17 protein-coding genes, 1 tRNA gene and 2 pseudogenes are annotated in these 20,103 nt (G+C 67.3%); 10 read left to right on the top strand and 10 right to left on the bottom strand.

Annotation, left to right across the window (positions count from 1 at the left end):
• Positions 1–11: 11 nt before the first annotated feature.
• Positions 12–1,349 carry a sensor histidine kinase gene (locus tag H165_RS0110415; protein ID WP_026146539.1) on the bottom strand — a complete coding sequence of 446 codons (1,338 nt, stop codon included), beginning with the start codon at positions 1,347–1,349 and terminating at the stop codon, positions 12–14.
• The gene (locus H165_RS0110410; RefSeq protein ID WP_017938876.1) at positions 1,346–2,056 is read right to left on the bottom strand and encodes a response regulator transcription factor; all 711 of its coding nucleotides are present in this window, start codon (positions 2,054–2,056) and stop codon (positions 1,346–1,348) included. Before H165_RS0110410 ends, H165_RS0110415 begins: the two co-directional genes overlap by 4 nt.
• A 115-nt stretch (positions 2,057–2,171) precedes the next feature.
• Here H165_RS0110410 and H165_RS0110405 point away from each other — a divergent pair, with 115 nt between their 5' ends.
• Genes H165_RS0110405 through H165_RS0110395 form a run of 3 tightly spaced genes read left to right on the top strand, consistent with a single transcriptional unit; the run spans position 2,172 to position 5,819 of the window.
• Complete coding sequence (locus H165_RS0110405) at positions 2,172–4,922, top strand: response regulator (protein ID WP_017938875.1); 2,751 nt, start codon at positions 2,172–2,174, stop codon at positions 4,920–4,922.
• Between the two features lie 53 nt (positions 4,923–4,975).
• Positions 4,976–5,401: a hypothetical protein gene (locus H165_RS0110400; protein ID WP_017938874.1), complete on the top strand. Its 426-nt coding sequence runs from the start codon at positions 4,976–4,978 to the stop codon at positions 5,399–5,401.
• 16 nt (positions 5,402–5,417) lie between these two features.
• Positions 5,418–5,819, top strand: a complete 402-nt coding sequence (locus H165_RS0110395; RefSeq protein ID WP_017938873.1) for an META domain-containing protein — start codon at positions 5,418–5,420, stop codon at positions 5,817–5,819.
• 33 nt (positions 5,820–5,852) lie between these two features.
• Here the strand turns inward: H165_RS0110395 and dinB are convergent, their stop codons facing one another.
• Entirely contained in the window at positions 5,853–6,929 is a 1,077-nt protein-coding gene (dinB, locus tag H165_RS0110390; RefSeq protein WP_017938872.1) for a DNA polymerase IV, read from the bottom strand.
• A gap of 203 nt (positions 6,930–7,132) precedes the next feature.
• On the opposite strand from dinB, the gene H165_RS0110385 reads away from it, so the two are divergent.
• Positions 7,133–7,209 (top strand) — tRNA-Met (locus H165_RS0110385).
• A gap of 61 nt (positions 7,210–7,270) precedes the next feature.
• Here the strand turns inward: H165_RS0110385 and H165_RS0110380 are convergent.
• Positions 7,271–7,921: pseudogene (locus tag H165_RS0110380) on the bottom strand (type VI secretion IcmF C-terminal domain-containing protein); the annotation flags it as partial.
• Positions 7,922–8,295: 374 nt separating this feature from the next.
• Between H165_RS0110380 and H165_RS0110375 the strand changes: the two are divergent.
• The gene (locus H165_RS0110375; RefSeq protein WP_017938870.1) at positions 8,296–10,308 is read left to right on the top strand and encodes a peptidase U32 family protein; all 2,013 of its coding nucleotides are present in this window, start codon (positions 8,296–8,298) and stop codon (positions 10,306–10,308) included.
• 51 nt (positions 10,309–10,359) lie between these two features.
• On the opposite strand, the gene H165_RS0110370 is transcribed toward H165_RS0110375, so the two are convergent.
• On the bottom strand, positions 10,360–11,208 hold the full coding sequence (locus H165_RS0110370; protein WP_017938869.1) for a CAP domain-containing protein: 849 nt from the start codon (positions 11,206–11,208) through the stop codon (positions 10,360–10,362).
• A gap of 152 nt (positions 11,209–11,360) precedes the next feature.
• Between H165_RS0110370 and H165_RS0110365 the strand changes: the two genes are divergently transcribed.
• The 3 genes from H165_RS0110365 (at position 11,361) to mdaB (ending at position 12,867) form a co-directional block, all read left to right on the top strand.
• Complete coding sequence (locus tag H165_RS0110365) at positions 11,361–11,660, top strand: hypothetical protein (RefSeq protein WP_017938868.1); 300 nt, start codon at positions 11,361–11,363, stop codon at positions 11,658–11,660.
• A gap of 101 nt (positions 11,661–11,761) precedes the next feature.
• A complete protein-coding gene (locus H165_RS0110360; protein WP_017938867.1) occupies positions 11,762–12,151 on the top strand; it encodes a SpoIIAA family protein in 390 nt (129 codons plus the stop codon).
• 125 nt (positions 12,152–12,276) lie between these two features.
• On the top strand, positions 12,277–12,867 hold the full coding sequence (gene mdaB / locus H165_RS0110355; protein WP_017938866.1) for an NADPH:quinone oxidoreductase MdaB: 591 nt from the start codon (positions 12,277–12,279) through the stop codon (positions 12,865–12,867).
• A gap of 33 nt (positions 12,868–12,900) precedes the next feature.
• Here the strand turns inward: mdaB and H165_RS18520 are convergent.
• The 3 genes and pseudogenes from H165_RS18520 to H165_RS0110340 form a co-directional block, all read right to left on the bottom strand.
• A pseudogene (locus H165_RS18520) lies at positions 12,901–13,096 on the bottom strand (hypothetical protein); the annotation flags it as partial.
• Between the two features lie 113 nt (positions 13,097–13,209).
• Positions 13,210–14,397, bottom strand: coding sequence for an NnrS family protein (locus H165_RS0110345; protein WP_026146538.1), 1,188 nt, complete (start codon positions 14,395–14,397; stop codon positions 13,210–13,212).
• Entirely contained in the window at positions 14,384–14,632 is a 249-nt protein-coding gene (locus tag H165_RS0110340; RefSeq protein ID WP_017938863.1) for a hypothetical protein, read from the bottom strand. The genes H165_RS0110345 and H165_RS0110340 overlap by 14 nt, the downstream gene beginning before the upstream one ends.
• A 421-nt stretch (positions 14,633–15,053) precedes the next feature.
• On the opposite strand from H165_RS0110340, the gene H165_RS0110335 reads away from it, so the two are divergent.
• Positions 15,054–15,578, top strand: coding sequence for an ankyrin repeat domain-containing protein (locus H165_RS0110335; protein WP_017938862.1), 525 nt, complete (start codon positions 15,054–15,056; stop codon positions 15,576–15,578).
• Positions 15,579–15,678: 100 nt separating this feature from the next.
• A complete protein-coding gene (locus tag H165_RS0110330; protein ID WP_017938861.1) occupies positions 15,679–16,380 on the top strand; it encodes a YebC/PmpR family DNA-binding transcriptional regulator in 702 nt (233 codons plus the stop codon).
• A 120-nt stretch (positions 16,381–16,500) separates the two neighbouring features.
• Here the strand turns inward: H165_RS0110330 and aceK are convergent, their stop codons facing one another.
• Both aceK and H165_RS0110320 read right to left on the bottom strand, forming a co-directional pair.
• A complete protein-coding gene (aceK, locus tag H165_RS0110325) occupies positions 16,501–18,237 on the bottom strand; it encodes a bifunctional isocitrate dehydrogenase kinase/phosphatase (protein ID WP_017938860.1) in 1,737 nt (578 codons plus the stop codon).
• Between the two features lie 119 nt (positions 18,238–18,356).
• Positions 18,357–20,015 (bottom strand): MFS transporter, encoded by a 1,659-nt coding sequence (locus tag H165_RS0110320; protein WP_026146537.1) that lies wholly within the window; start codon positions 20,013–20,015, stop codon positions 18,357–18,359.
• Between the last annotated feature and the right edge of the window lie 88 nt (positions 20,016–20,103).

Genomic DNA, 20,103 nt, shown 5'->3' with positions numbered 1-20,103 from the left:
GCCTCTCGGCCTCATACAGCGTGCAATCGAATGTTCATTCGCAAGCCAGGTGAGAGGTTCTCCGCCCACAGCTCGCCGCCCTGCAGACGCACCATACTGCGTGCGATAGAGAGCCCCAGACCGAAGCCGTCGCCGCCCGGGCGGGCGGCGTTGAGGCGAGTGAAGGGCTGGAAGATGGACTCCAGAGCCTGATCGTCGACGCCGGGGCCCTGATCGTCGATCCACAGATGCCAGTACTGGCCGTCACGGCAGCCGGACAGACGCACCACCCCGTCCTCGGGGGAATGGCGGATGGCGTTGCGCAGGATGTTCTCCAGCGCCTGTGCCAAGCCGTTGAGATGCCCGCGCACCAGGCAGTCGTCCTCCAGATCGCAGGGCAGGCGCTCCTCCGACCAGCCCGACTCGAAGCAGGCATCCTCGCGCAGCACCTCCCACAGGCGGCCGACTTCCACCGGTTCCAGCGGCAGCCGGGGACGCTCGGTGTCCAGCCAGACTAGCTCCAGGGTATCGGCCACCAGCCGCTCCATGGTCTGCAGCTCGCGATCCAGACGCTGGCGCAGTGCCTCGATGTCTGTCTCGTTCTCGCCGGCCACGCGCAGGCGGCTGAGCGGCGTGCGCAACTCGTGGGACAAATCACGCAGCAGCTGGCGCTGGAAAGCCACCGTGCTTTCCAGGCGCCCGGCCATGTGGTCGAAGGCCCGGCCCAACTCGCCCAGCTCGTCGCGGCGGGCACAGACCGGCTCGCCGACCCGCGCCCCCAGGTCCCCCGCACTAAGCGCACTGGCCTGGCGACGCAGGATGGCCAAAGGGGCGATGAGCATGCGGTACAGCAGGTAGCCGAGCAGGATGGCCAGGAACACCGGCAGCACGTACTGCAGCACGGCCTCCCAGAGCGGTAGATGCTTGCGGGGATTCAAGCGCCTGGGCAGCTCCAGCACCAGACGCGCCTCGCCGTTACCGAAGGGCACGTAGAAGACCGGCCACTTCCGGGGATTGCCCAACATCCCGTCGAGCGGCCGGATGAAATCCAGACGGCGCCGCTCCATCTCGTCCAGCGCCCGGGACGACAGCGACTGCCGCTGCTCGTCCACCACCACCGCCCACACGTCCTCGCGCTCACGCAGGCGACGGAGAAAATCGTCGACGCCCTCCCGACCCTGCTGCTGCCAGGCACTCTCGGCTTCGCGGGCCAACTCCCGAAGCGTCGACTTGGCCTCGGCGGGCAGCCGCGAATTCATCTCGATCAGCTTGTGACCGATATCGGTCTGCAGGGTGACGATCAGCAGGCCGAACAGCACCAGCAACCCGGCCAGACGCCACAGCAGGGAATGCCTCCCTGGCATTCTCAAAGCATCCGGGTCAGCACGTAGCCCTTGCCCCACACCGTCTCCACCCGTCCTGCACTGTAGCCGGCATCCTGCAACTTGCGGCGGATATGGCTGATGTGCATGTCCAACACCCGGTCATGCTGGGCGTAGGGCCGGTGCAGCACGTGCTGATAGAGGAAGGCCTTGGTCAGCACCTCCTCGGCATGCTTGAGCAGGGTCTCCAGCAGGCGGTACTCGGTGGGGGTGAGACCTACCCACTGGTTGCCGATGCGCACGTCGTTGCGGCTCTCCACGCACTCCAGCTGCGGATCCAGCCGCTCGGCAGAGCGACTCTCACCCCGCTCGTAGGCCACCCGGCGCAGCACCGCATCGATGCGCACCTCCATCTCGCTCATGCTGAACGGCTTGGGCAGGTAGTCGTCGGCCCCCTGACTGAAGCCGGCGATACGGTCCTGCTCGGCGCCCAGCGCGGACATCAGGATCACCGGCACCTTGCGCTCGCGACGCAGGGTGCCGAGCACCTCCAGGCCATTGAGCCCGGGCAGCAGGATGTCCATCAGGATGAGGTCGAAGTCCTCGCTGCCGGCCAGCTCCAGCCCCTCCTCCCCCGATTGCTTGAGGGTGACCTCGAAACCACGGCGTTGCAGGTGCTCGCACAGGTGCGAAGCCAGCAGAGGATCGTCCTCGATGGCCAGGATACGGGGCGAAGCCGCAGGGGAGGTAAGCATGGGAGCACCGCCAGAAATGCGAATTTCTCTTATCTTCGGCATTCTGACAAAAGCTCCGGCAGATTCCCACCCGCCTTCTCGCTAAACTGCGCCGAAAACGGAGCGGAGGAACAGCGTGTTCAAGGATATTGGCCTCAAGGGGCGGGTTCTGCTGCTGGGCCTGATGCCCACCACTCTGATGGCGCTGGGACTGGGTAGCTACTTCATCGCCGTGCAGCTGCAGGAGCTGGAAGGCCAGCTGATGCAGCGCGGCCAGAGCCTCGCCGAACACCTCGCCCCGCTGGCCGCCCCCGCCCTGGCGCGTCACGACGCGGCGCAGCTGGAACGCATCGCCAAGCATACCCTCGAACAGGCGGACGTCCGCTCGGTGAGCTTCCTGGATGACGAATACACGCGTCTGGCCAATGCCGGGCCGAAAATGCTCAGCCCGCAGCCGAACAGCGACGGCGTCAACTTGGCCCTGAGCAGCAACAGCGAAGCCACACGCTTCCTGCTGCCGGTCTTCGAGCATCATCGCCACCTGGCCAACACCGCGGCGCCCGAGGATGGTGGCGACCTCCTGCTCGGCTGGGTCGAGCTGGAACTGTCGCACCACGGCACCCTGCTGCGCGGCTACCGAACCCTGCTGACCAGCCTGCTGCTGGTGTTCACCGGGCTGGTGATCACCGCGCTGCTGGCCATCCGCCTGAGCCGCTCGATCAGCGAACCGCTGCAGCAGATCAAGCACAGCGTGGCGCTGCTCAAGGAAGGCCGCCTGGAGACCCGCCTGCCGCCCCTCGGCAGCCAGGAGATGGACGAGCTGGCCGCTGGCATCAATCGCATGGCCGAATCCCTGCAGAATGCCCAGGAAGAGCTGCAGCACAGCATCGAACAGGCCACCGAGGATGTCCGCCAGAACCTCGAAACCATCGAGATCCAGAACATCGAGCTGGACTTTGCGCGCCGCGAGGCACTGGAGGCGAGCCGCATCAAGTCGGAATTCCTCGCCAACATGAGCCACGAGATCCGCACTCCGCTCAACGGCATCCTCGGCTTCACCCGCCTGCTCCAGAAGAGCGAACTGACGCCCCGCCAGCAGGACTACCTGAACACCATCGAGAAGTCCGCCGACGGCCTGCTGGGCATCATCAACGAGGTGCTCGACTTCTCGAAGATCGAGGCCGGCAAGCTGGTACTGGAAAGCATCCCTTTCAACCTCCGCGACCTCATCCAGGAGGCCATCACCCTGCAGGCCCCGGCCGCCCACTCCAAGCAGCTGGAACTGGTCAGCCTGATCTACCGCGACACTCCCCTGTCGCTGATCGGCGACCCGCAGCGCCTCAAGCAGATCCTCACCAACTTGATCAGCAACGCTATCAAGTTCACCCACAGCGGCACCATCGCCGTACGCACCATGCTCGAGGACGAGACCGACGACCGAGCGCAGCTGCGCATCAGCGTGCAGGACACCGGCATCGGCCTGGCCGAGGATGAGCTGCGCAACCTGTTCCAGGCCTTCAGTCAGGCCGACAACTCGCTGACCCGCCAAACCGGCGGCACCGGGCTGGGACTGGTGATATCCAAGCGCCTGGTCGAGCAGATGGGCGGCGAGATCGGCGTCACCAGCACCCCGGGCGAAGGCTCCGAGTTCTGGATCAGCCTCAGCCTGCCGAAGGCCCGGGAGGTCGGCGAGGCCCTGCCGCGCAGTGCCCTGCAGGGCCACCGTGCCGCCCTGCTGGAACCCCATGAGCTGGCCCGCCAGACCCTGCAGCACCAGCTTGAGGACCTCGGCCTGCAAGTGCAGCACTTCAGCAACCTGGACGCCCTGCTGGAAGCCGTCTCCGGCCAGCACCACGCGGAATCACCGCTCGACCTGGCAGTGCTCGGCGTGCGCGCCCAGGATCTGCCGCCGGAACGTCTCTGTCAGCACATCTGGGAACTGGAGCGCCTCGGCTGCCACTGCTTGGTGCTCTGCCCGACCACCGAACAGGCCCTCTACCAGCAGTTGCTACCCGAGGCGAACAGCCAGGTGCTGGCCAAGCCAGCCTGCCCGAACAAGGTGCAACAGGCCCTGCTCCAGCTGTTCGGCCAGAGCCCGCAGCGCAGCGAGCCGGCGCCGCTGCCGGCCAGCCGCGCACCGCGCCTGCTCTGCGTCGACGACAACCCGGCCAACCTGCTGCTGATCAAGACGCTCCTGGAGGACATGGGTGCCGAGGTCAGTGCCGTGGACAACGGCCATAGCACCCTGGAGGCGATCAAGCAGAACGCCTTCGACCTGGTGTTCATGGACGTGCAGATGCCCGGCATGGACGGCCGCCAGACCACCGAGGCGATCCGCCAATGGGAAAGCAGCCACGGCCAAGCTGCGCTGCCGATCATCGCCCTCACCGCCCATGCCCTGGCCAACGAGAAGCGCGCCCTGTTGCAGACCGGAATGGACGACTACCTGACCAAGCCGATCACCGAGCGCCAGCTCGCCCAGGTGGTGCTCAAGTGGACCGGTCTGGCGCTGCGCAGCCAGGCTGCCGAACGCCCCCAGGAACCGGCGCCGCTCAGCCTCGGCATCCTCGACCCCGAAGAGGGGCTGCGCCTGGCCGCCGGCAAGGCGGACCTGGCGGCGGACCTGCTCAACATGCTGCTTTCCAGTCTGCCCGGCGACCGCGAGGCGATCCACCAGGCCCGAGCCAGCGGTGACCGCACCACGCTGATCGAGCGCATCCACCGCCTGCACGGTGCCACCCGCTACTGCGGGGTACCCCAGCTGCGCGCCGCCTGCCAGCGCTGCGAAACACTGCTCAAGCAGAACGATCCGGCCGCGGAACAGGCCCTCGACGACCTGGACGCCGCCATCGAGCGCCTGACCGCCGAGGCCAAGGTCAGCGCCTGAGCCGACGCATGCAGTAGAATGCCGCCCCTCGCCGACCGCCCGAGCCCACCACCATGGCCGAACATGACTTCCGCTACACCCTGCTCACCCCCGAACACACCCTGATCGAATGCCGGGCCCTGACGCCCGGCCGCTATCAGGTAACCGGCAACGGCGGCGCCATCCGCGCCGGCGACACCCTGCTGGTGACCCTCAAGGGCAGCCGCGAGCTGTCCATGCGCCTAACCGTCGACAAGGTGCGCCTGCTGATCAACCCACCGGGACAATGGGTGGCCACCGCCGCCGGCCCGAGCTTCCGCGAGCTGGCGATCCTCAACTGGCAGGTCAACTGCGACGCCTGCGGCAGCCAGCTGGACTTCGAGTTCGCCGTGGACTCCAGCCTCGGCGAGAGCGCCCGGGTGCCGGCGGCCGAGGCCCGTCTTCAGGAACTACACTGGCAAAGTCGCGAGGGCCGCCACCTGTGCCCGAAATGCCAGTAAGCCAAAAGGAGATTGCATGAAACCCGCACTCGTCATCGGCCTGACCGCGGCCGTCCTCGCTGGCTGCGCCAGCAGCGGCGTCACCCTCGAGAAGGACCGAGCCTACCGAGTGGAGTGGCTGGGCGCCCGCCCGCTGATCGACCGCAGCCACCTGAGCCTCACCCTCGGCGCCGACGGCCGGGCCTACGGCAACGGTGGCTGCAACCACTGGTTCGCCGGCTACCAGTTGGACGGCGAAAGCCTCCGCTTCGCCCAGGTCGGCAGCACTCGCAAGATGTGCAGCCCGGCGCTGATGGAGCAGGAACAGCGTTTCTTCGAATTGCTCGGACAGATCCACCGCTGGGACGTCTCGGAAACCGGCCAGCTGCGCCTCTGGCCGGAACGGGGCAAGCCCATGCGCCTGTGGCCGGAAGACTGACTCCGCCGCTGCCCCAAACAAGGAAGGCCGCGCTCAGTCCAACAGCCCGGCCTTTTCACTCTCGAAGAGCTCCAGCTGTTCGCCCATCGCCTTCAGATCGATCAGCCGAACGCCGATACCCAACAGGCGCACCGGCTTGCCGCCTCGCGCATGGGCCTGGGCGAGCAGTTGCCGGTAGCTGTCCAGATCCCGCGCGGCGCCAGCCTGCTCCAGGGTGGTCTGGGTGAAGTCGTGGAACTTGACCTTCACGAACGGCTTGTCCGCCCGGTAGCTGCTGTCCAGCCGCGCCAGGCGCCGGCCGAGCTGCTCGTAGAGCTCCGGCAGCCTTGCCAGGCAGGCCGGCAGATCCGGCAGGTCCTGGTCGTAGGTGGTCTCCACGCTCACCGACTGGCGGCGGCTGTCCACCTGCACCGGGCGCTCGTCGATGCCACGCGCCAGTTTCCACAACCGCTCGCCGAAGCTGCCGAACTCGCGGGCCAGAGCCAGGCGATCCCAGTCGCGCAGCTCCAGACAGGTGCGGATGCCCAGGCGCGCCAGCTTGTCGGCGGTGACCTTGCCCACCCCGTGCAATTTGCTCACCGGCAGGGCAGCGACGAACTCGTCCACCTGCTCCGGGGTGATGACGAACAGCCCGTCGGGCTTGCGCCAGTCGCTGGCGATCTTGGCCAGGAACTTGTTCGGCGCCACCCCGGCGGACACCGTGATGTGCAGCTGCGCGGCTACCCGCCGACGGATGTCCTGAGCGATACGCGTGGCGCTACCGGCGAAATGCGGGCTGCCGGTCACGTCCAGATAGGCCTCGTCCAGGGACAGCGGCTCGATCAGCTCGGTGTAATCGCGCAGGATGGCGTGGATCTCCCGGGACACCTCGCGGTAGACCTCCATGCGCGGCCGCACGATCAGCAGGTCCGGACAGAGCTTGAGGGCATGGGCCGAGGACATCGCCGAACGCACCCCGTAGGCCCGCGCCTCGTAGTTGCAGGTGGCGATCACCCCACGGCGGTCCGCCGCGCCGCCCACCGCCATGGGGCGTCGGGCCAGGCGTGGATCGTCGCGCATCTCGATGGCGGCGTAGAAACAGTCCGCGTCGACGTGGATGATCTTGCGCACGGGTAAATCCGCAACAACAGGCTGGCCCGGCAGTTTACACCCAGCCGCCGGCGCCCACTCCCTGCCGGGCGCTGCCCGGTCCCGGCCGCTGCCGGACCTGGGCAAAGCCTCCTCACCAGGCCTAAACAATTGAAGAAAAACCAGTTTTTTCTGTCCAAACGGTTGACAGAGACAACTTTAGCTGTAGAATGCCGCCCCACAGACGCGGGATGGAGCAGTCTGGTAGCTCGTCGGGCTCATAACCCGAAGGTCGTTGGTTCAAATCCAGCTCCCGCAACCAAACATCGAAGGCCACTCATTTGAGTGGCCTTTTTGCGTTTGGGCTTCGGCGCTGGATCGGCTCAGACACCGCCCGGCTTCGGCGTCTGCCCGACCAACCGACCGGGTGCGTCCTGCAGCAGGGTCCGCGGCAGCACGAAGCCAGTGAACGGCCGCTGGGTGAAGGGGTTGGCTGCCTTCTCCGCAGTGATCCGGTAACGCATGGCACCGTCTCCAGCGCTGAAACTCAGGTCCACGCTGTTGGCCGCCGAGCCGTTGAGGCGCGCCTGGCTGAGCAGACGGAACAGCGACCAGGGGCCCCGGTAGCTGATGGTGCTGCTGTTGCCACCACCATTGATCAGGGTGACCCGGCTTTCTCCGCCCTCGCCTAGGCTGTTCGGCCAGATCAGTCCCACGCTGCTGCTCGGGCCGTGACTATAGGGCACCAACTGGCCTTCCACGCCCAGCACGCTGCTGCGCCGGTTCGCGGTCAGCCCCAGGGGCTCGACGGTGAACTGCACGCCCAGAGCGCCGCGACTGTTGAAGAAGGCATCGCGGATGCGGTTGGCCGTCTCCAGCTGGGCAAGCACGTCGGTGCGCACCAGATAGCCGCCACGCCGCTCGGAATAGAGCGCATCCAGGTTGTCCTCGAAGAACAGCTTCAGGTACTGGTCACGGAACTGCTGCAGCCGCCCCTGCGGGCCGAAGAAGGCGGCGAAGTCCTCCAGGGAGGCAAGGAAATGGAGAATGCCTGGAACGCGGGGATGTTCCGCCCACCCGACGGGGCCGTTCCTGGTGCGACCGGAGCACACAGGACATGCGAGACTGGCCCAAGTCGCTGGAAACCTGAGGCTGACCGCCGCCGGCAGCGGTCTTCCGACGAGGATACGGAAAGTGGGGCTCCATCGGGCGGGGCTAGGCTGAGATAGCTGTCATTTCCGTTGATCGAGCAGCTCCTCGCGAAGCGCAATCGATGCCGCCCCGCAAACCGTGAGTCTTCACCAGGCCGGCCTGCGGACATCCCTTCGGCGCCTGCTGATGCCACCCTCCCGCTTGCCGGCTACAATGCGCGCCTTGCCCTGCCACGCCTGATGAAGAAGAACGCGCCATGTCCCTGCCCAAGCACCACCTGGAACTGCTCAGCCCTGCCCGTGACGTGGGCATCGCCCGGGAGGCCATCCTACATGGCGCCGATGCCGTGTACATCGGCGGGCCGAGCTTCGGGGCGAGGCACAATGCCTGCAACGAGGTGAGCGAGATCGCCGCGCTGGTGGAGTTCGCCCATCGCTACCACGCCCGGGTGTTCACTACTCTCAACACCATCCTTCACGATGACGAGCTGGAACCGGCACGCAAGCTGATCCACCAGTTGTACGACGCCGGGGTGGACGCGCTGATCGTCCAGGACATGGGCATCCTCGAGCTGGACATCCCGCCGATCGAGCTGCACGCCAGCACCCAGTGCGACATCCGCACCCTGGAGCGGGCGAAATTCCTCGACCAGGCCGGCTTCTCCCAGCTGGTGCTGGCCCGCGAGCTGAACCTCAAGCAGATCCGCGCCATCGCCGATGCCACCGACGCAGCCATCGAGTTCTTCATCCACGGCGCACTCTGCGTGGCCTTCTCCGGCCAGTGCTACATCTCCCACGCGCAGACCGGGCGCAGCGCCAACCGCGGCGACTGCTCCCAGGCCTGCCGCCTGCCCTACACCCTGAAGGACGACCAGGGCCGCGTGGTGGCCTACGAGAAGCACCTGCTGTCGATGAAGGACAACAACCAGAGCGCCAACCTGCGCGCGCTGATCGACGCCGGCGTGCGTTCCTTCAAGATCGAGGGCCGCTACAAGGACATGGGCTACGTGAAGAACATCACCGCCTACTACCGCCAGCGTCTCGACGAGATCCTCGAGGAGCGCCCGGAGCTGGCGCGCGCCTCCAGCGGCCGCACCGAGCACTTCTTCGTGCCCGATCCGGACAAGACCTTCCACCGCGGTAGCACCGACTACTTCGTCAACGAGCGCAAGCAGGACATCGGCGCCTTCGACTCGCCGACCTTCACCGGGCTGCCGGTAGGCGTGCTGGAGCAGGTCGGCAAGCGCGATCTGACCGTCGCCACCCACACTCCGCTGTCCAACGGCGACGGCCTCAACGTGCTGGTCAAGCGCGAGGTGGTGGGCTTCCGCGCCAACGTCGCCCAGCTGCTCGGCGAGTTCGAGGAGGACGGCGAGCAGCGCTGGCGCTACCGCATCGAGCCCAACGAGCTGCCCGAGGCGCTACTGCGCCTGCGTCCCGGTCACCCGCTGAATCGCAACCTCGACCACAACTGGCAGCAGGCCCTGCTGAAGACCTCCGCCGAGCGGCGCATCGGCCTGTCCTGGCTGGCCCGCCTGCGCGAGGATCGCCTGGAGCTGACCGCCACCAGCGAGGAAGGGGTGAGCGTCAGCGTCGGCCTGAACGGCAGCTTCGGCCCGGCCAACAAGCCGGAACAGGCCCTCGAACAGCTGCGCGACCTGCTCAGCCAACTGGGCACCACCATCTACCATGCCGAGCACATCGAGGTGGATGCCCCGCAGGTCTGGTTCATCCCCAATTCGCAGATCAAGGCGCTGCGCCGCGAGGCAGTGGAGGCGCTGACCGCCGCCCGCGTCGCCGTCCACCCGCGCGGCAGTCGCAAGCCGGAGAGCGATCCGCCGCCGGTCTACCCGGAGGCGCACCTGTCGTTCCTCGCCAACGTCTACAACCAGAAGGCCCGCGACTTCTACCACCGTCACGGCGTGCAGCTGATCGACGCCGCCTACGAGGCCCACGAGGAGACCGGCGAGGTGCCGGTGATGATCACCAAGCACTGCCTGCGCTTCTCCTTCAACCTCTGTCCGAAGCAGGCCAAGGGAGTCACCGGGGTACGCACCAAGGTGGCACCCATGCAGCTGGTGCATGGCGACGAGGTACTGACCCTGAAGTTCGACTGCAAGCCCTGCGAGATGCACGTGATCGGCAGGATCAAGAAGCACATCCTCGACCTGCCGCCACCCGGCAGCGCCGCCAGTCGGATCGTCGGGGAGATCAGCCCGGAAGACCTGCTGAAGACCATCCGCCACAAGCCGACCGGCTACGGCCACTGAGCCGCTCCCGGCCGACGCCGGAACCGTGCCAGCCGCCGTGAGGACCGCTCCTCAGGGCGCGCCGAACACCACGGTCCAGTAGATGCCCGCATCGCTCTTCGGGTCCACCGCATAGGCGGCGCCCAGGTCGGCGAACTGCGGATTCATCAGGTTGGCGCAGTGGCTGGGGCTGGCCAGCCAGCCGTCCAGCACCTTGCGTGCGGTATCCAGGCCGGCGGCGATGTTCTCGCCGATCAGTTGGCCCGAGTAGCCGGCCAGTTCCGCGCGGTCGCTGGGGGTGCGGCCGTCGCGGCTGCGGTGGGAGAAGAAGTTGCCGTTGGCCATCGCCCGGCTGTGCTCCTCAGCGGTGCTGCCCAGCTCGGCGTTCCAGGCCAGCGGCGCGGCCGGACCGAAGGACTGCGCGCCGCACTGACGGGCCTGGCCGCGGGCGTCGTTGATCAGTTCCAGCAGCCGCTGCCCTTCCGTCTGCCAGTCGCCCAGACGGCCTTCCAGCAGCGGACGGGCGAGGACGATGCGCCAGTAGTTGCCGACGCGACTCACTCCGACGTCGACGAACTGCGGATCCAGCAGCACCTCGCAGAAGCTTTCCTGCAGCGCGGTCATGGCCGCAGTGGCATCCTTGGGGCCGGACAGGCTGATGGCACTGACGCTGACCATGGGATAGCCGGAACGCTCCAGCGCCGGCCGCCAGTCCTGGTCGCCGGCCGGCAGGGCCAGGCGCGGCTCGATGGCCAGCGGCGGCAGGGGCTCGGAGGACTCCTTACCGCACGGCTGCACCTGGCTGCGGTAGGCGTTGATCGAGGCGACCAACTGGGCTTCGTCGGCCGCCCGGGCGCCGCTGGCGAACGGCAGCCCCAGCGCCAGCATGACGATCCCCAGAGCGAATGGCAGAGTGCGCATGCAAGTCTCCTTCCGGTGGAATGGGGCCATGATATGCGCATTGCTGCCCATTTTCGCCCTCGCGCAGGTGGTGGAGGAACAACCCGGCCGCGGAACCTTTCCGGCAGCGCCGGCACTAATCCGCACATTCCCGGATAAACAGGATCCTCGCCATGCGCACCCTTTCCCGCCTGCTTCTGCTGAGCGCTGCCGTCGTCACCCTCTCCGCCTGCACCGACGAGGAAACCGAGCGGGTGGAGAGCAGCCTGTGCATCTACAACACCGATCCCCAGGCCGAGCGCTGCAAGCCCGGGCAGATGGCCTGGTTCCGCCCGGACGGCAACCAGCAGATCACCGAACAGACCGCCCTGAGCGTGGCGGCCGCCTACTGCGACTTCAATCATCAGGTGATGCATAACCGCGCCGGCGTGCTGTGCGTGTTCACCGACAAGCGACTCGATGCCGTGAAATGACCTGCCAGGCCCCGTGCCAAGAGGCTCCCCCGGCTATGCTGAAGAGGCAGGCCGGGTAGCCTTCCGCAAGGCCAGGAGCCGTTTTCCCCACAGGAGCCACCATGTTCCAGGTCAACCACAAGGGCGCCAACCGCATCGACGTGACCCTCACCGGCAAGCTGGACAGCATCCAGATGCGCATCGCCCTGGACGAGCTGTTCCGCAAGGCCGAGGGCATCGAGCACGGACGGATGCTCTACCGCATCCAGAACCTCGAAATCCCCACTCTGGGCGCGCTGGGCGTCGAGCTGGCGCGCATTCCCCAACTGCTGCGCTTCCTGCGCCGCTTCGAGCGCATCGCGGTGCTTGCCGACCGGGAATGGCTGCGCAAGCTGAGCGAGATCGAGGGGGCGCTGTTTCCGGGCATCCAGCTGCGCGCCTTCGAGCCGGGCCAGGAAGCACAGGCCGAGGCCTGGCTGGCCCAGACCGCGCCCCAGCCAGGCCAGGCCTGAAGCGCTCCGGGCCAGGGACAGGCCCGGATTCGTGCATTTCCGTCAAGGATGATTTTCCCACCGCCGTCTGGTTTCGCCTTCGCGGAGCCGGTAGCCTGCCGCCACTTTTCGTTAGTGGAGGCATCATGAAGAAGATCCTGCTCATCAACGGCGGCAAGCAGTTCGCCCACTCCAACGGTCGCTACAACGCCACCCTGCACGAGACCGCGCTGGCCTTCCTGGATCGTGCCGGCTTCGACCTGAAAACCACGGTGATCGAGGACGGCTACGACATCGCCGAGGAAGTACAGAAGATCCTCTGGGCCGACGTGGTGATCTACCAGATGCCCGGCTGGTGGATGGGCGCGCCCTGGACGATGAAGAAGTACCTGGACGAGGTGTTCACCGCCGGCCACGGCAGTCTGTACGCCAATGACGGCCGCACCCGCTCGGACGCCTCGCAGAAGTATGGCAGCGGCGGTCTGGTCCACGGCAAGCGCTACATGCTCTCGGTCACCTGGAACGCGCCGCAGCAGGCCTTCGACGACCCCGAGGACTTCTTCGAGGGCAAGGGCGTGGACGCGGTCTACTTCCCCTTCCACAAGGCCAATCAGTTCCTCGGCATGCAGGCGCTGCCCACCTTCCTGTGCACCGACGTGATGAAGCGCCCGAACATCGAGGGCGACGTCGAGCGCTACCGCCGGCACCTGGCCGAGGTGTTCCAGGTCCAGGCCTAAGCAGGGCTGCAGCCGGGCCTGGCCCGGCTGCGCTCAACCCAGCTGGTCGACCGTCACCGCGTTGGTGTAGATCAGGCTGCCGTCGCTTTCGCGATGCCCGACCAGGTGGAACTGCTCGCGGCGCAGTTCCGAACCCAAGTGCACGCGCAGCTGGCAGTCGGCCAGCGGGCCGCATTCCCGCGGGGGTTTCCAGCTGCAGCTCGGCGCCATCGACATCCAGCAGCACCTCACTGCCGCTCCCCACCCTGTTCCAGAGGCAGGTGCCAGACTCGAGATGCAAGTGCTCCTTCCCTGGATTCAGCCCCTCGGCCGCGCACTGCGGTTCCTCCCGCGCCCGGGCGCTCAGCCCGGATGGCCGTCCACCCGCGCCCGACAGAGCATGGGCGCATAGTCCTTCAGATAGAGCGCGAAAGCCAGGCTCCAACAAGCCGCGGCCAACCACAGGGCATGGCTGCCGAAGGGCGCCAGCAGCACCCGGCTGGCCGCCCCCAGATGCAGCGCAACGAAGGCCCAGGTCATGCTCCGCGGCGGCTGCAGCGGGCGGCCGGTATGCCCGAGGGTGACCCGGGCGATCATGGCGAGGATCAGCCCGCCCATGGCACCGACGGTCAGAGCATGGGTCGCCAGGCTCTGCACGGCCAGCAGCCCCAGGTGCCAGGCCGCCATGCCCAGGGCGGCGAGGACCAGCCAGGCGAAGGCTAGGTGCAGCGCCCAGAGCAGCGGCACGTGCCAGATCCCACCGGCGCGCCAGCGCCAAAGCTGCAGGGCATGGATGCCGGCCACCAGCAGGTAGGGCAACGCCCAGAGCGGCTGCGGCCTGGCCCCCTGCCCGGCGGCCAGGGACAGGGCGATCAGCAGGGTAGCGGCCAGCGCCAACCAGTTCTGCCAGGGCCGCGCCGGGAACGGCTGCGCCCGGCCGAGGCCACGTTGGGTGAAGAACGGAATCACCCGTCCGCCGATCATCCCCATCAGGGCGGCGATCAGCCAGAGCGCGGCCAGCACGCCGCGACGCTGTAGCTCCGGTTCTCCGCAAGCCAGGCCGTAGAGGCTGAGCGCCTGACTCAGGCCGATCAGCATCAGCACCCCGGGAATCGGGTAGTTGTGCGTCTGCCGGGCGATGAAGATCGACCGCCCCAGCACCCAGGCCAGAACCGGTACGAAGGCCAGTTGCAGGACGGCCAGCAGGGCGACGGGCAGCGGCACGAACCAGGCCAGCCGCCCCAGGCACCAGAGGGCGAAGAGTCCGGCCAGCGGCCAGCCGGAAAGCCCCGGACGGCCGGTCCAGTTCTGCACCGCGGTGAGCAGGAAGCCGGCGATCACCGCCAGGCCGAAGCCGAACGGCATCTCGATGCGGTGCCAGGCCAGCACCCCGCCGGGCGGCTGCCAGGTGGGCAGCAAGCCAGCGAGGATGACACCCCACAGGGCGATGGCGACGAGGGCGAACAGCGCACCGGCGAGGAAGAAGGGCCGGAAGCCCAGGCGCCAGAGCGGCGGGATACGCAAGGCGGCCGTACGATCAAGCAACAGCACAGCAGGGCTCCCCGTGCAGGTTGTGCTGGGCGAGCAGGCGCAGCACGTAGCCGATCTTCAACAGGGTCGGACCGAGGATCACGCAGCTGTGGGCCAGAACCTGTTGAGGGATGCTCAGCAGATGCTCGAAGCCGTAGGCAGCGCTGACGCCGAGCACCAGCAGCACGCCACCGGCCAGCAGCAGATGGCCGGACAGACGCAGGGCCCGTAGGGGGCAGCCGAAGAGTTCGCTCATGGTGGTTCTCCCGAAGGTGTAGAGTCTGTCTCTCTCCAACCACGAAGCATGCCAATGGAAACCACCAGCAGCGTCGGCCTGTCACGCCTGAACGTGTAGTTATGACAACAGGCCAAATGGAGTCATAGCAACAACAATCGGTCAAATTGACTCGAACCTAGCAGGAATCCGAACAGGCCCGCCTGGACACGACGGGAAAGGCCGCGTGATAGCCCTCAGGCGTTGGGATAGATTTGCCCGATCCCCCTGCACATGGGCCGAGGCGACCTGCCGGCCGCCGATCTGCCTGAGCGCTCCCCGGCAAACTGCGCCAGCCGATGCTCGCATGAGGCCATCAATCGACCCCATCGAAAACCCCAATGAGCCTTGACCGGATGGCGGACTTATCCTCCTCCCATCCCCAACGGAACAAGGCGTATTCATGAACACCAGCCTTAACCTGGACAAGGACTCCGCCCCCCTCGCCGAGCAGGCCCTCGACCTGGCCCGCAACGGCGGCACCGACGAACTGCGCGTGCTGCTCGCCGACGGCCTGCCGGCCGACCTGTGCAACCATTGGGGCGACAGCCTGCTGATGCTGGCCAGCTACCACGGCCACTTGGCGACCACCACCCTGCTGCTGGAATACAACGCCGACCCCGAGCTGTGTAATGCCAACGGTCAGACGCCGCTGGCCAACGCCGCCTTCCAGGGCAACCTGGCGATGATCGACTTGCTGCTCGACCACGGCGCCGATCCCAACGGCCGCCTGCCGAGCGGCAAGACCCCGCTGATGGTCGCCGCCATGTTCGACCAGCTGGAAGCCGTGGAGCGGCTGCTGGCCCGCGGCGCCGACCCCGAGGCACGCTCCGAGGAAGGCTCCACCGCCATGGAGCTAGCCTGGCGGATGCACTCGCTGCGCGTCCTGGAGCGCCTGCAGCGCGAGCACCACACGGCAGTGGCTTAGCCGCGCCGGCCAGGCACTGCTAGAATCGCCCGCCTACCGACCCGGGCCGGCCCGCGCCGTGCCCGGGTTTTTCATGTCCGCAACCTGCGAGAACTCCGCCATGGGCGCCCAGTGGAAAGCCAAACCCAAAGAAGCCGCCGCCAATGCCAAGGGAAAGATCTTCGGCAAGCTGGTGAAAGAAATCATGATCGCTGCGCGCAACGGCGCCGACCCGGACATGAACCCCAAACTGCGCCTGGCCGTGCACCAGGCCAAGAAGGCCTCCATGCCCAAGGACACCCTGGAGCGCGCGATCAAGAAGGGCGCGGGCCTCAGCGGCGAGGTGATCAACTACGAGCGCACCCTCTATGAGGGCTTCGCCCCGCACCAGGTGCCGGTGATCGTCGAGTGTCTGACCGACAACCTGAACCGCACCGTGGCAGAGATCCGCGTGCTGTTCCGCAAGGGCCAGTTGGGCTCCTCCGGCTCGGTGAGCTGGGACTTCGACCACGTGGGGCTGATCGAAGACACCCCGGAAAACGATGCCGACCCGGAGCTGGCCGCCATCGAGGCCGGCGCCCAGGACTTCGAGCCATCCGACGAGGGTGCCACCCTGTTCGTCACCGACCCCACCGACCTGGACGCGGTGAGCAAGGCGCTGCCCGAGTTCGGCTTCACCGTGCAGACGGCCAAACTCGGCTACCGGCCGAAGAACCCGGTGAGCGGCCTGAGCGCCGAGCAGTTGGAGGAGGTGGAAGCCTTCCTGGAGGCCATCGACAACCACGACGACGTGCAGCACGTCTACGTCGGCCTGAGCGCCTGACCGCCCCAGCGCTGGCGTCCCCAGCCGATCGGGGACGCCGCCTGCCCTACTCCTCCGCCAGCCCCAGGGCCTTGCGCAGTTCCGGGGCGCTCATCATTCCCGGGAGCCGGCGGACGAACGCTAGGCGGGCAGCGCCAGCGGCTCTTCCTGACGGCGGTAGGGGAAGACGTCGATCACCTTGCCGGCGCGGATCTTCTCCTGCACGCCCTTCCAGTAGTCGGCGTCGAACAGGTCGCCGTGCAACTGGCTGAACAGCCGGCGCTGGTGCAGGTCGGCGAACAGGAAGGGCGGGAACTCCTCGGGGAACACGTCGTTGGGGCCGATGGAATACCAGGGCTCGCCGGACATCTCGTCCTCCGGGTAACGCGGCGGCGGGATCTTGCGGAAGTTCACCTCGGTGAGGAAGCTGATCTCGTCGTAGTCGTAGAACACCACCCGCCCGTGACGGGTGACGCCGAAGTTCTTCAGCAGCATGTCGCCGGGGAAGATGTTCGCCGCGGCCAGCTGCTTGATGGCCAGGCCGTAGTCGTAGAGTGCCTCGCGCACCTGGGACTCGCTGGCGTTCTCCAGGTAGATGTTCAGCGGGGTCATGCGCCGTTCGGTCCAGCAGTGGCGGATCAGCACGGTGTCGCCGTTCTCGATCTCCACCGTGGAGGGCGCCACCTCCAGCAGCTCGGCCAGGCAGTCCGGGTCGAACTTGGCCTTCGGGAAGCGGAAGTCTGCGAATTCCTGGGTATCGGCCATGCGCCCGACGCGGTCGACGCTCTTCACCAGGCGGTACTTCTCGATCACCGTGTTGCGGTCGACGTTCTTCGACGGCGAGAAGCGGTCCTTGATGATCTTGAACACGGTGTTGAAGCCCGGCAGGGTGAACACGCTCATCACCATGCCGCGCACCCCGGGGGCCATGATGAACCTGTCGTCGGTGTTGGCCAGGTGGTTGATCAGCGCCCGGTAGAACTCTGACTTGCCGTGCTTGTAGAAACCGATCGAGGTGTACAGCTCGGCGATGTGCTTGCCGGGCAGGATGCGCTTGAGGAAGCCGATGAACTCCGCCGGTACCGCCACGTCGACCATGAAGTAGGAGCGGGTGAAGGAGAAGATGATCGACACCTCGGCCTCGTCGGTGATCACCGCGTCGGCCTGGATGCCCTGCCCCTCGCGGTGCAGCAGCGGAATCACCAGCGGCCACTGCTCGTCGCGGGTGAAGATGCGCCCGACTAGGTAGGCACCCTTGTTGCGGTAGAGCACCGAAGAGAACAGCTCGATGCACAGCTCCGGGTCCTTGCACACCCAGTCCGGCAGGCTGGCGCGCAGTTGCGCCTCCAGGCGCTCGAGGTCACGCGGCAGGTCCTCGTAGGGCACGCTGAAGCCGTAGTCCTGGAGGATCCGCTCCAGGGTGCCGGCCAGGTCCTGCCTGGGCAGGTAGCTACGGGTCTGCGCCACGCGCTCCTGGGCGCGCAGCGACGGCCGGGTGGTGTGGATGAACATGCAGCCATCGCTGATCAGGTCGTGGCTGAACAGGCTGCAGAAGATCGAGTTGTACCAGGTCTCCGCCAACTCGTCGTCGAAGCGCACGTCGATCAGGCCGATGTAGGCGCTCTTCACCAGCGGCCAGTGCTGCACGTCGAACAGCACCTCCTCGTCGAAGCGGTCGCGCAGGCGACCGCGGGTCTCCGCCACCTTCTCCTCGTAGAGGGCGATGCGTTCGGCGGCGGCGCGCTGGGCCTCCACCCACTGCGCCTGCTCGAAGCGCGCCCGCGCTCCGTCGGTGATCCGCCGGAAGTGCTCGCGGTAGTCGTCGAAGCCATCGAGAATCAGGCGGGCAATAGCCTCGGCCGGCCAGTGCTGGGGCATGGGAGAGCCTCTACGAGTTCTTGTCGGAAAGGCGAGCTTAGCCAGAGCCCGCGCCGAGGAAAAGCCGGGCGAGGGTACGACGGCCGCTTCCCCCACGCCGAAGCGGCCGGCAGGACGCCTCAGACCGGTGGCGCCTCGTAGTCGCCGGACTCCCAGCTGACCCCGTGGCGCACCTTGGGCGGCGCGTCGCCGTCGTGCAGGCAGATGACGTTGTCGATCACGTTGCGGTCGGCGATGGTCATGCGATCGAGCATGCGCAGGTGCTGCAGCCAGTTGTCCACCACCAGCACCTCCTGCCAGATCTCCTGATCCTCCACCGCGCGGTACAGCGCCCAGCGCTCGGCACCGTTGCGCAGGCGCAGGCGGCGCAGGGCCTGGACCGCCTTGACGAACTCGCGGGTGCGCGCCGCGGGGATGCGGTACTCAATGGTCACCAGCACCGAGCCGCGCTCCGGATTGAACACGAAGGTCGGCTCGCCCGGGCGGGTCGCCGGCGCGTGGGCAATGCTCGCCGCGTCGATCTCCGGCAGCCGCGACTGGTAGAGCAGCGCCGCCGAGGCCAGCAGGGTGCAGCCGGCGGCCACCAGGGCGCCTGTCACCCCCATGCTCTCGGCCATGTGCCCCCAGAGGAAGGAGCCCAGCGCCAGGCCGGCGAACAGCGCAGTCTGGTAGAGCGCCAGGGCACGCGCCTTGACCCATTCCGGAACGAGGATCTGCACCGCCGAGTTGTAGGTGGCCAGCGCGGCGATCCAGCAGGCACCGCCGAGCAGCAGCGCGGGGAACAGCACCCAGAGGCTGTCCAGGCTGCCCAGGGCGATCATCACCAGGGCCAGCAGAGTGGCGGCCAGGCTGATCAGCCGGCTGCCGCCGATCCACAGGCGCAGGCGGTTGACCACCCCGCTGCCGAGGATCGCGCCGATGCCCAGGGCGCCGAGCATGTAGCCGTACACCGAGGCGCCGCCGTCCGGGTTGCGGTGGGCGAGCAGCGGCAGCAGCGCCCAGATCGCGCTGGCCGACAGGCCGAAGGCGAAGGAGCGCAGCATCACCAGGCGGGTGACGCTGGAGTACTGGGTGAAGCGCAGCGCGGCGATCACCCCCTCGCTGATCTTCTCCGGCGGCAGCTGGCGTTCCGGCACCTCGCGCCGCCAGCGCCAGATCGCCCAGATCAGCCCGACGTAGCAGGCGGCGTTGAAGCCGAACACCCAGGCCGGGCCCACCGCGCTGAGCAGCAGCCCGCCGAGGGCCGGGCCGAGGGCGCGGGCGACGTTGAAATTGACGCTGTTGAGCAGCACCGCGTCGCTGACCATGCGCGCCGGCACCTGCTCGCCCACCGCCGCCTGCCAGGCCGGCACGGTGACCGCCGCGCCCAGGGTGATCCACAGGATGGAGACGATCAGCAGCTTGGGGTCCAGATAGCCGAGGAAGGCGATCGCGGTGAGGAATACCGCGCCACTCATCTCGAAGGCCAGGCCGAACAGCATGATCCTGCGGCGGTCGTAGTTGTCCGCCAGCACCCCGGAGACGATCGACAAGAGCACCAGCGGCAGCGCCGAGGCGACCTGGATCATCGCCACGAGCATCGGGCTGCCGTGCGCCTCGGTGACCACCCAGGCGGCGGCCACCGACTGCGCCCAGGTGCCAAGGTTGGCGAACAGGTTGGCGATCCAGATGATGCGGAACACGCCGACCGTGAAGGGGGTCAGCACGCCCCTGGCGCTGGGCGCCTCGCCGGAATTCTGCTCGGGGGAGAGGTCGTTGCGGGAAACGGACTGCAGCATGGAGAGGACCTTGGACAACCAGGCCATCCCGGCCTGCGACAAGGCTTCAGTGTAGCCGTCCGGATGACGGCGGGGTTGCCGCAGGTCA

Origin of the sequence: Pseudomonas thermotolerans DSM 14292 (genome assembly GCF_000364625.1) — a bacterium.
Lineage (GTDB): Bacteria > Pseudomonadota > Gammaproteobacteria > Pseudomonadales > Pseudomonadaceae > Aquipseudomonas > Aquipseudomonas thermotolerans.
The sequence above is the reverse complement of the archived record's forward strand: the minus strand, read 5'-3'. Positions and strand labels throughout refer to the sequence as shown.

Coding starts and splice junctions, on each gene's coding strand:
- H165_RS0110395 (WP_017938873.1), top strand. CDS start 5,418: ATGAAACCCGCACTCGTCATCGGCCTGACCGCGGCCGTCCTCGCTGGC.
- H165_RS0110340 (WP_017938863.1), bottom strand. CDS start 14,632: ATGAGCGAACTCTTCGGCTGCCCCCTACGGGCCCTGCGTCTGTCCGGC.
- H165_RS0110320 (WP_026146537.1), bottom strand. CDS start 20,015: ATGCTGCAGTCCGTTTCCCGCAACGACCTCTCCCCCGAGCAGAATTCC.
- mdaB (WP_017938866.1), top strand. CDS start 12,277: ATGAAGAAGATCCTGCTCATCAACGGCGGCAAGCAGTTCGCCCACTCC.
- H165_RS0110330 (WP_017938861.1), top strand. CDS start 15,679: ATGGGCGCCCAGTGGAAAGCCAAACCCAAAGAAGCCGCCGCCAATGCC.
- H165_RS0110365 (WP_017938868.1), top strand. CDS start 11,361: ATGCGCACCCTTTCCCGCCTGCTTCTGCTGAGCGCTGCCGTCGTCACC.
- H165_RS0110375 (WP_017938870.1), top strand. CDS start 8,296: ATGTCCCTGCCCAAGCACCACCTGGAACTGCTCAGCCCTGCCCGTGAC.
- H165_RS0110335 (WP_017938862.1), top strand. CDS start 15,054: ATGAACACCAGCCTTAACCTGGACAAGGACTCCGCCCCCCTCGCCGAG.
- aceK (WP_017938860.1), bottom strand. CDS start 18,237: ATGCCCCAGCACTGGCCGGCCGAGGCTATTGCCCGCCTGATTCTCGAT.
- H165_RS0110410 (WP_017938876.1), bottom strand. CDS start 2,056: ATGCTTACCTCCCCTGCGGCTTCGCCCCGTATCCTGGCCATCGAGGAC.
- H165_RS0110370 (WP_017938869.1), bottom strand. CDS start 11,208: ATGCGCACTCTGCCATTCGCTCTGGGGATCGTCATGCTGGCGCTGGGG.
- H165_RS0110400 (WP_017938874.1), top strand. CDS start 4,976: ATGGCCGAACATGACTTCCGCTACACCCTGCTCACCCCCGAACACACC.
- H165_RS0110360 (WP_017938867.1), top strand. CDS start 11,762: ATGTTCCAGGTCAACCACAAGGGCGCCAACCGCATCGACGTGACCCTC.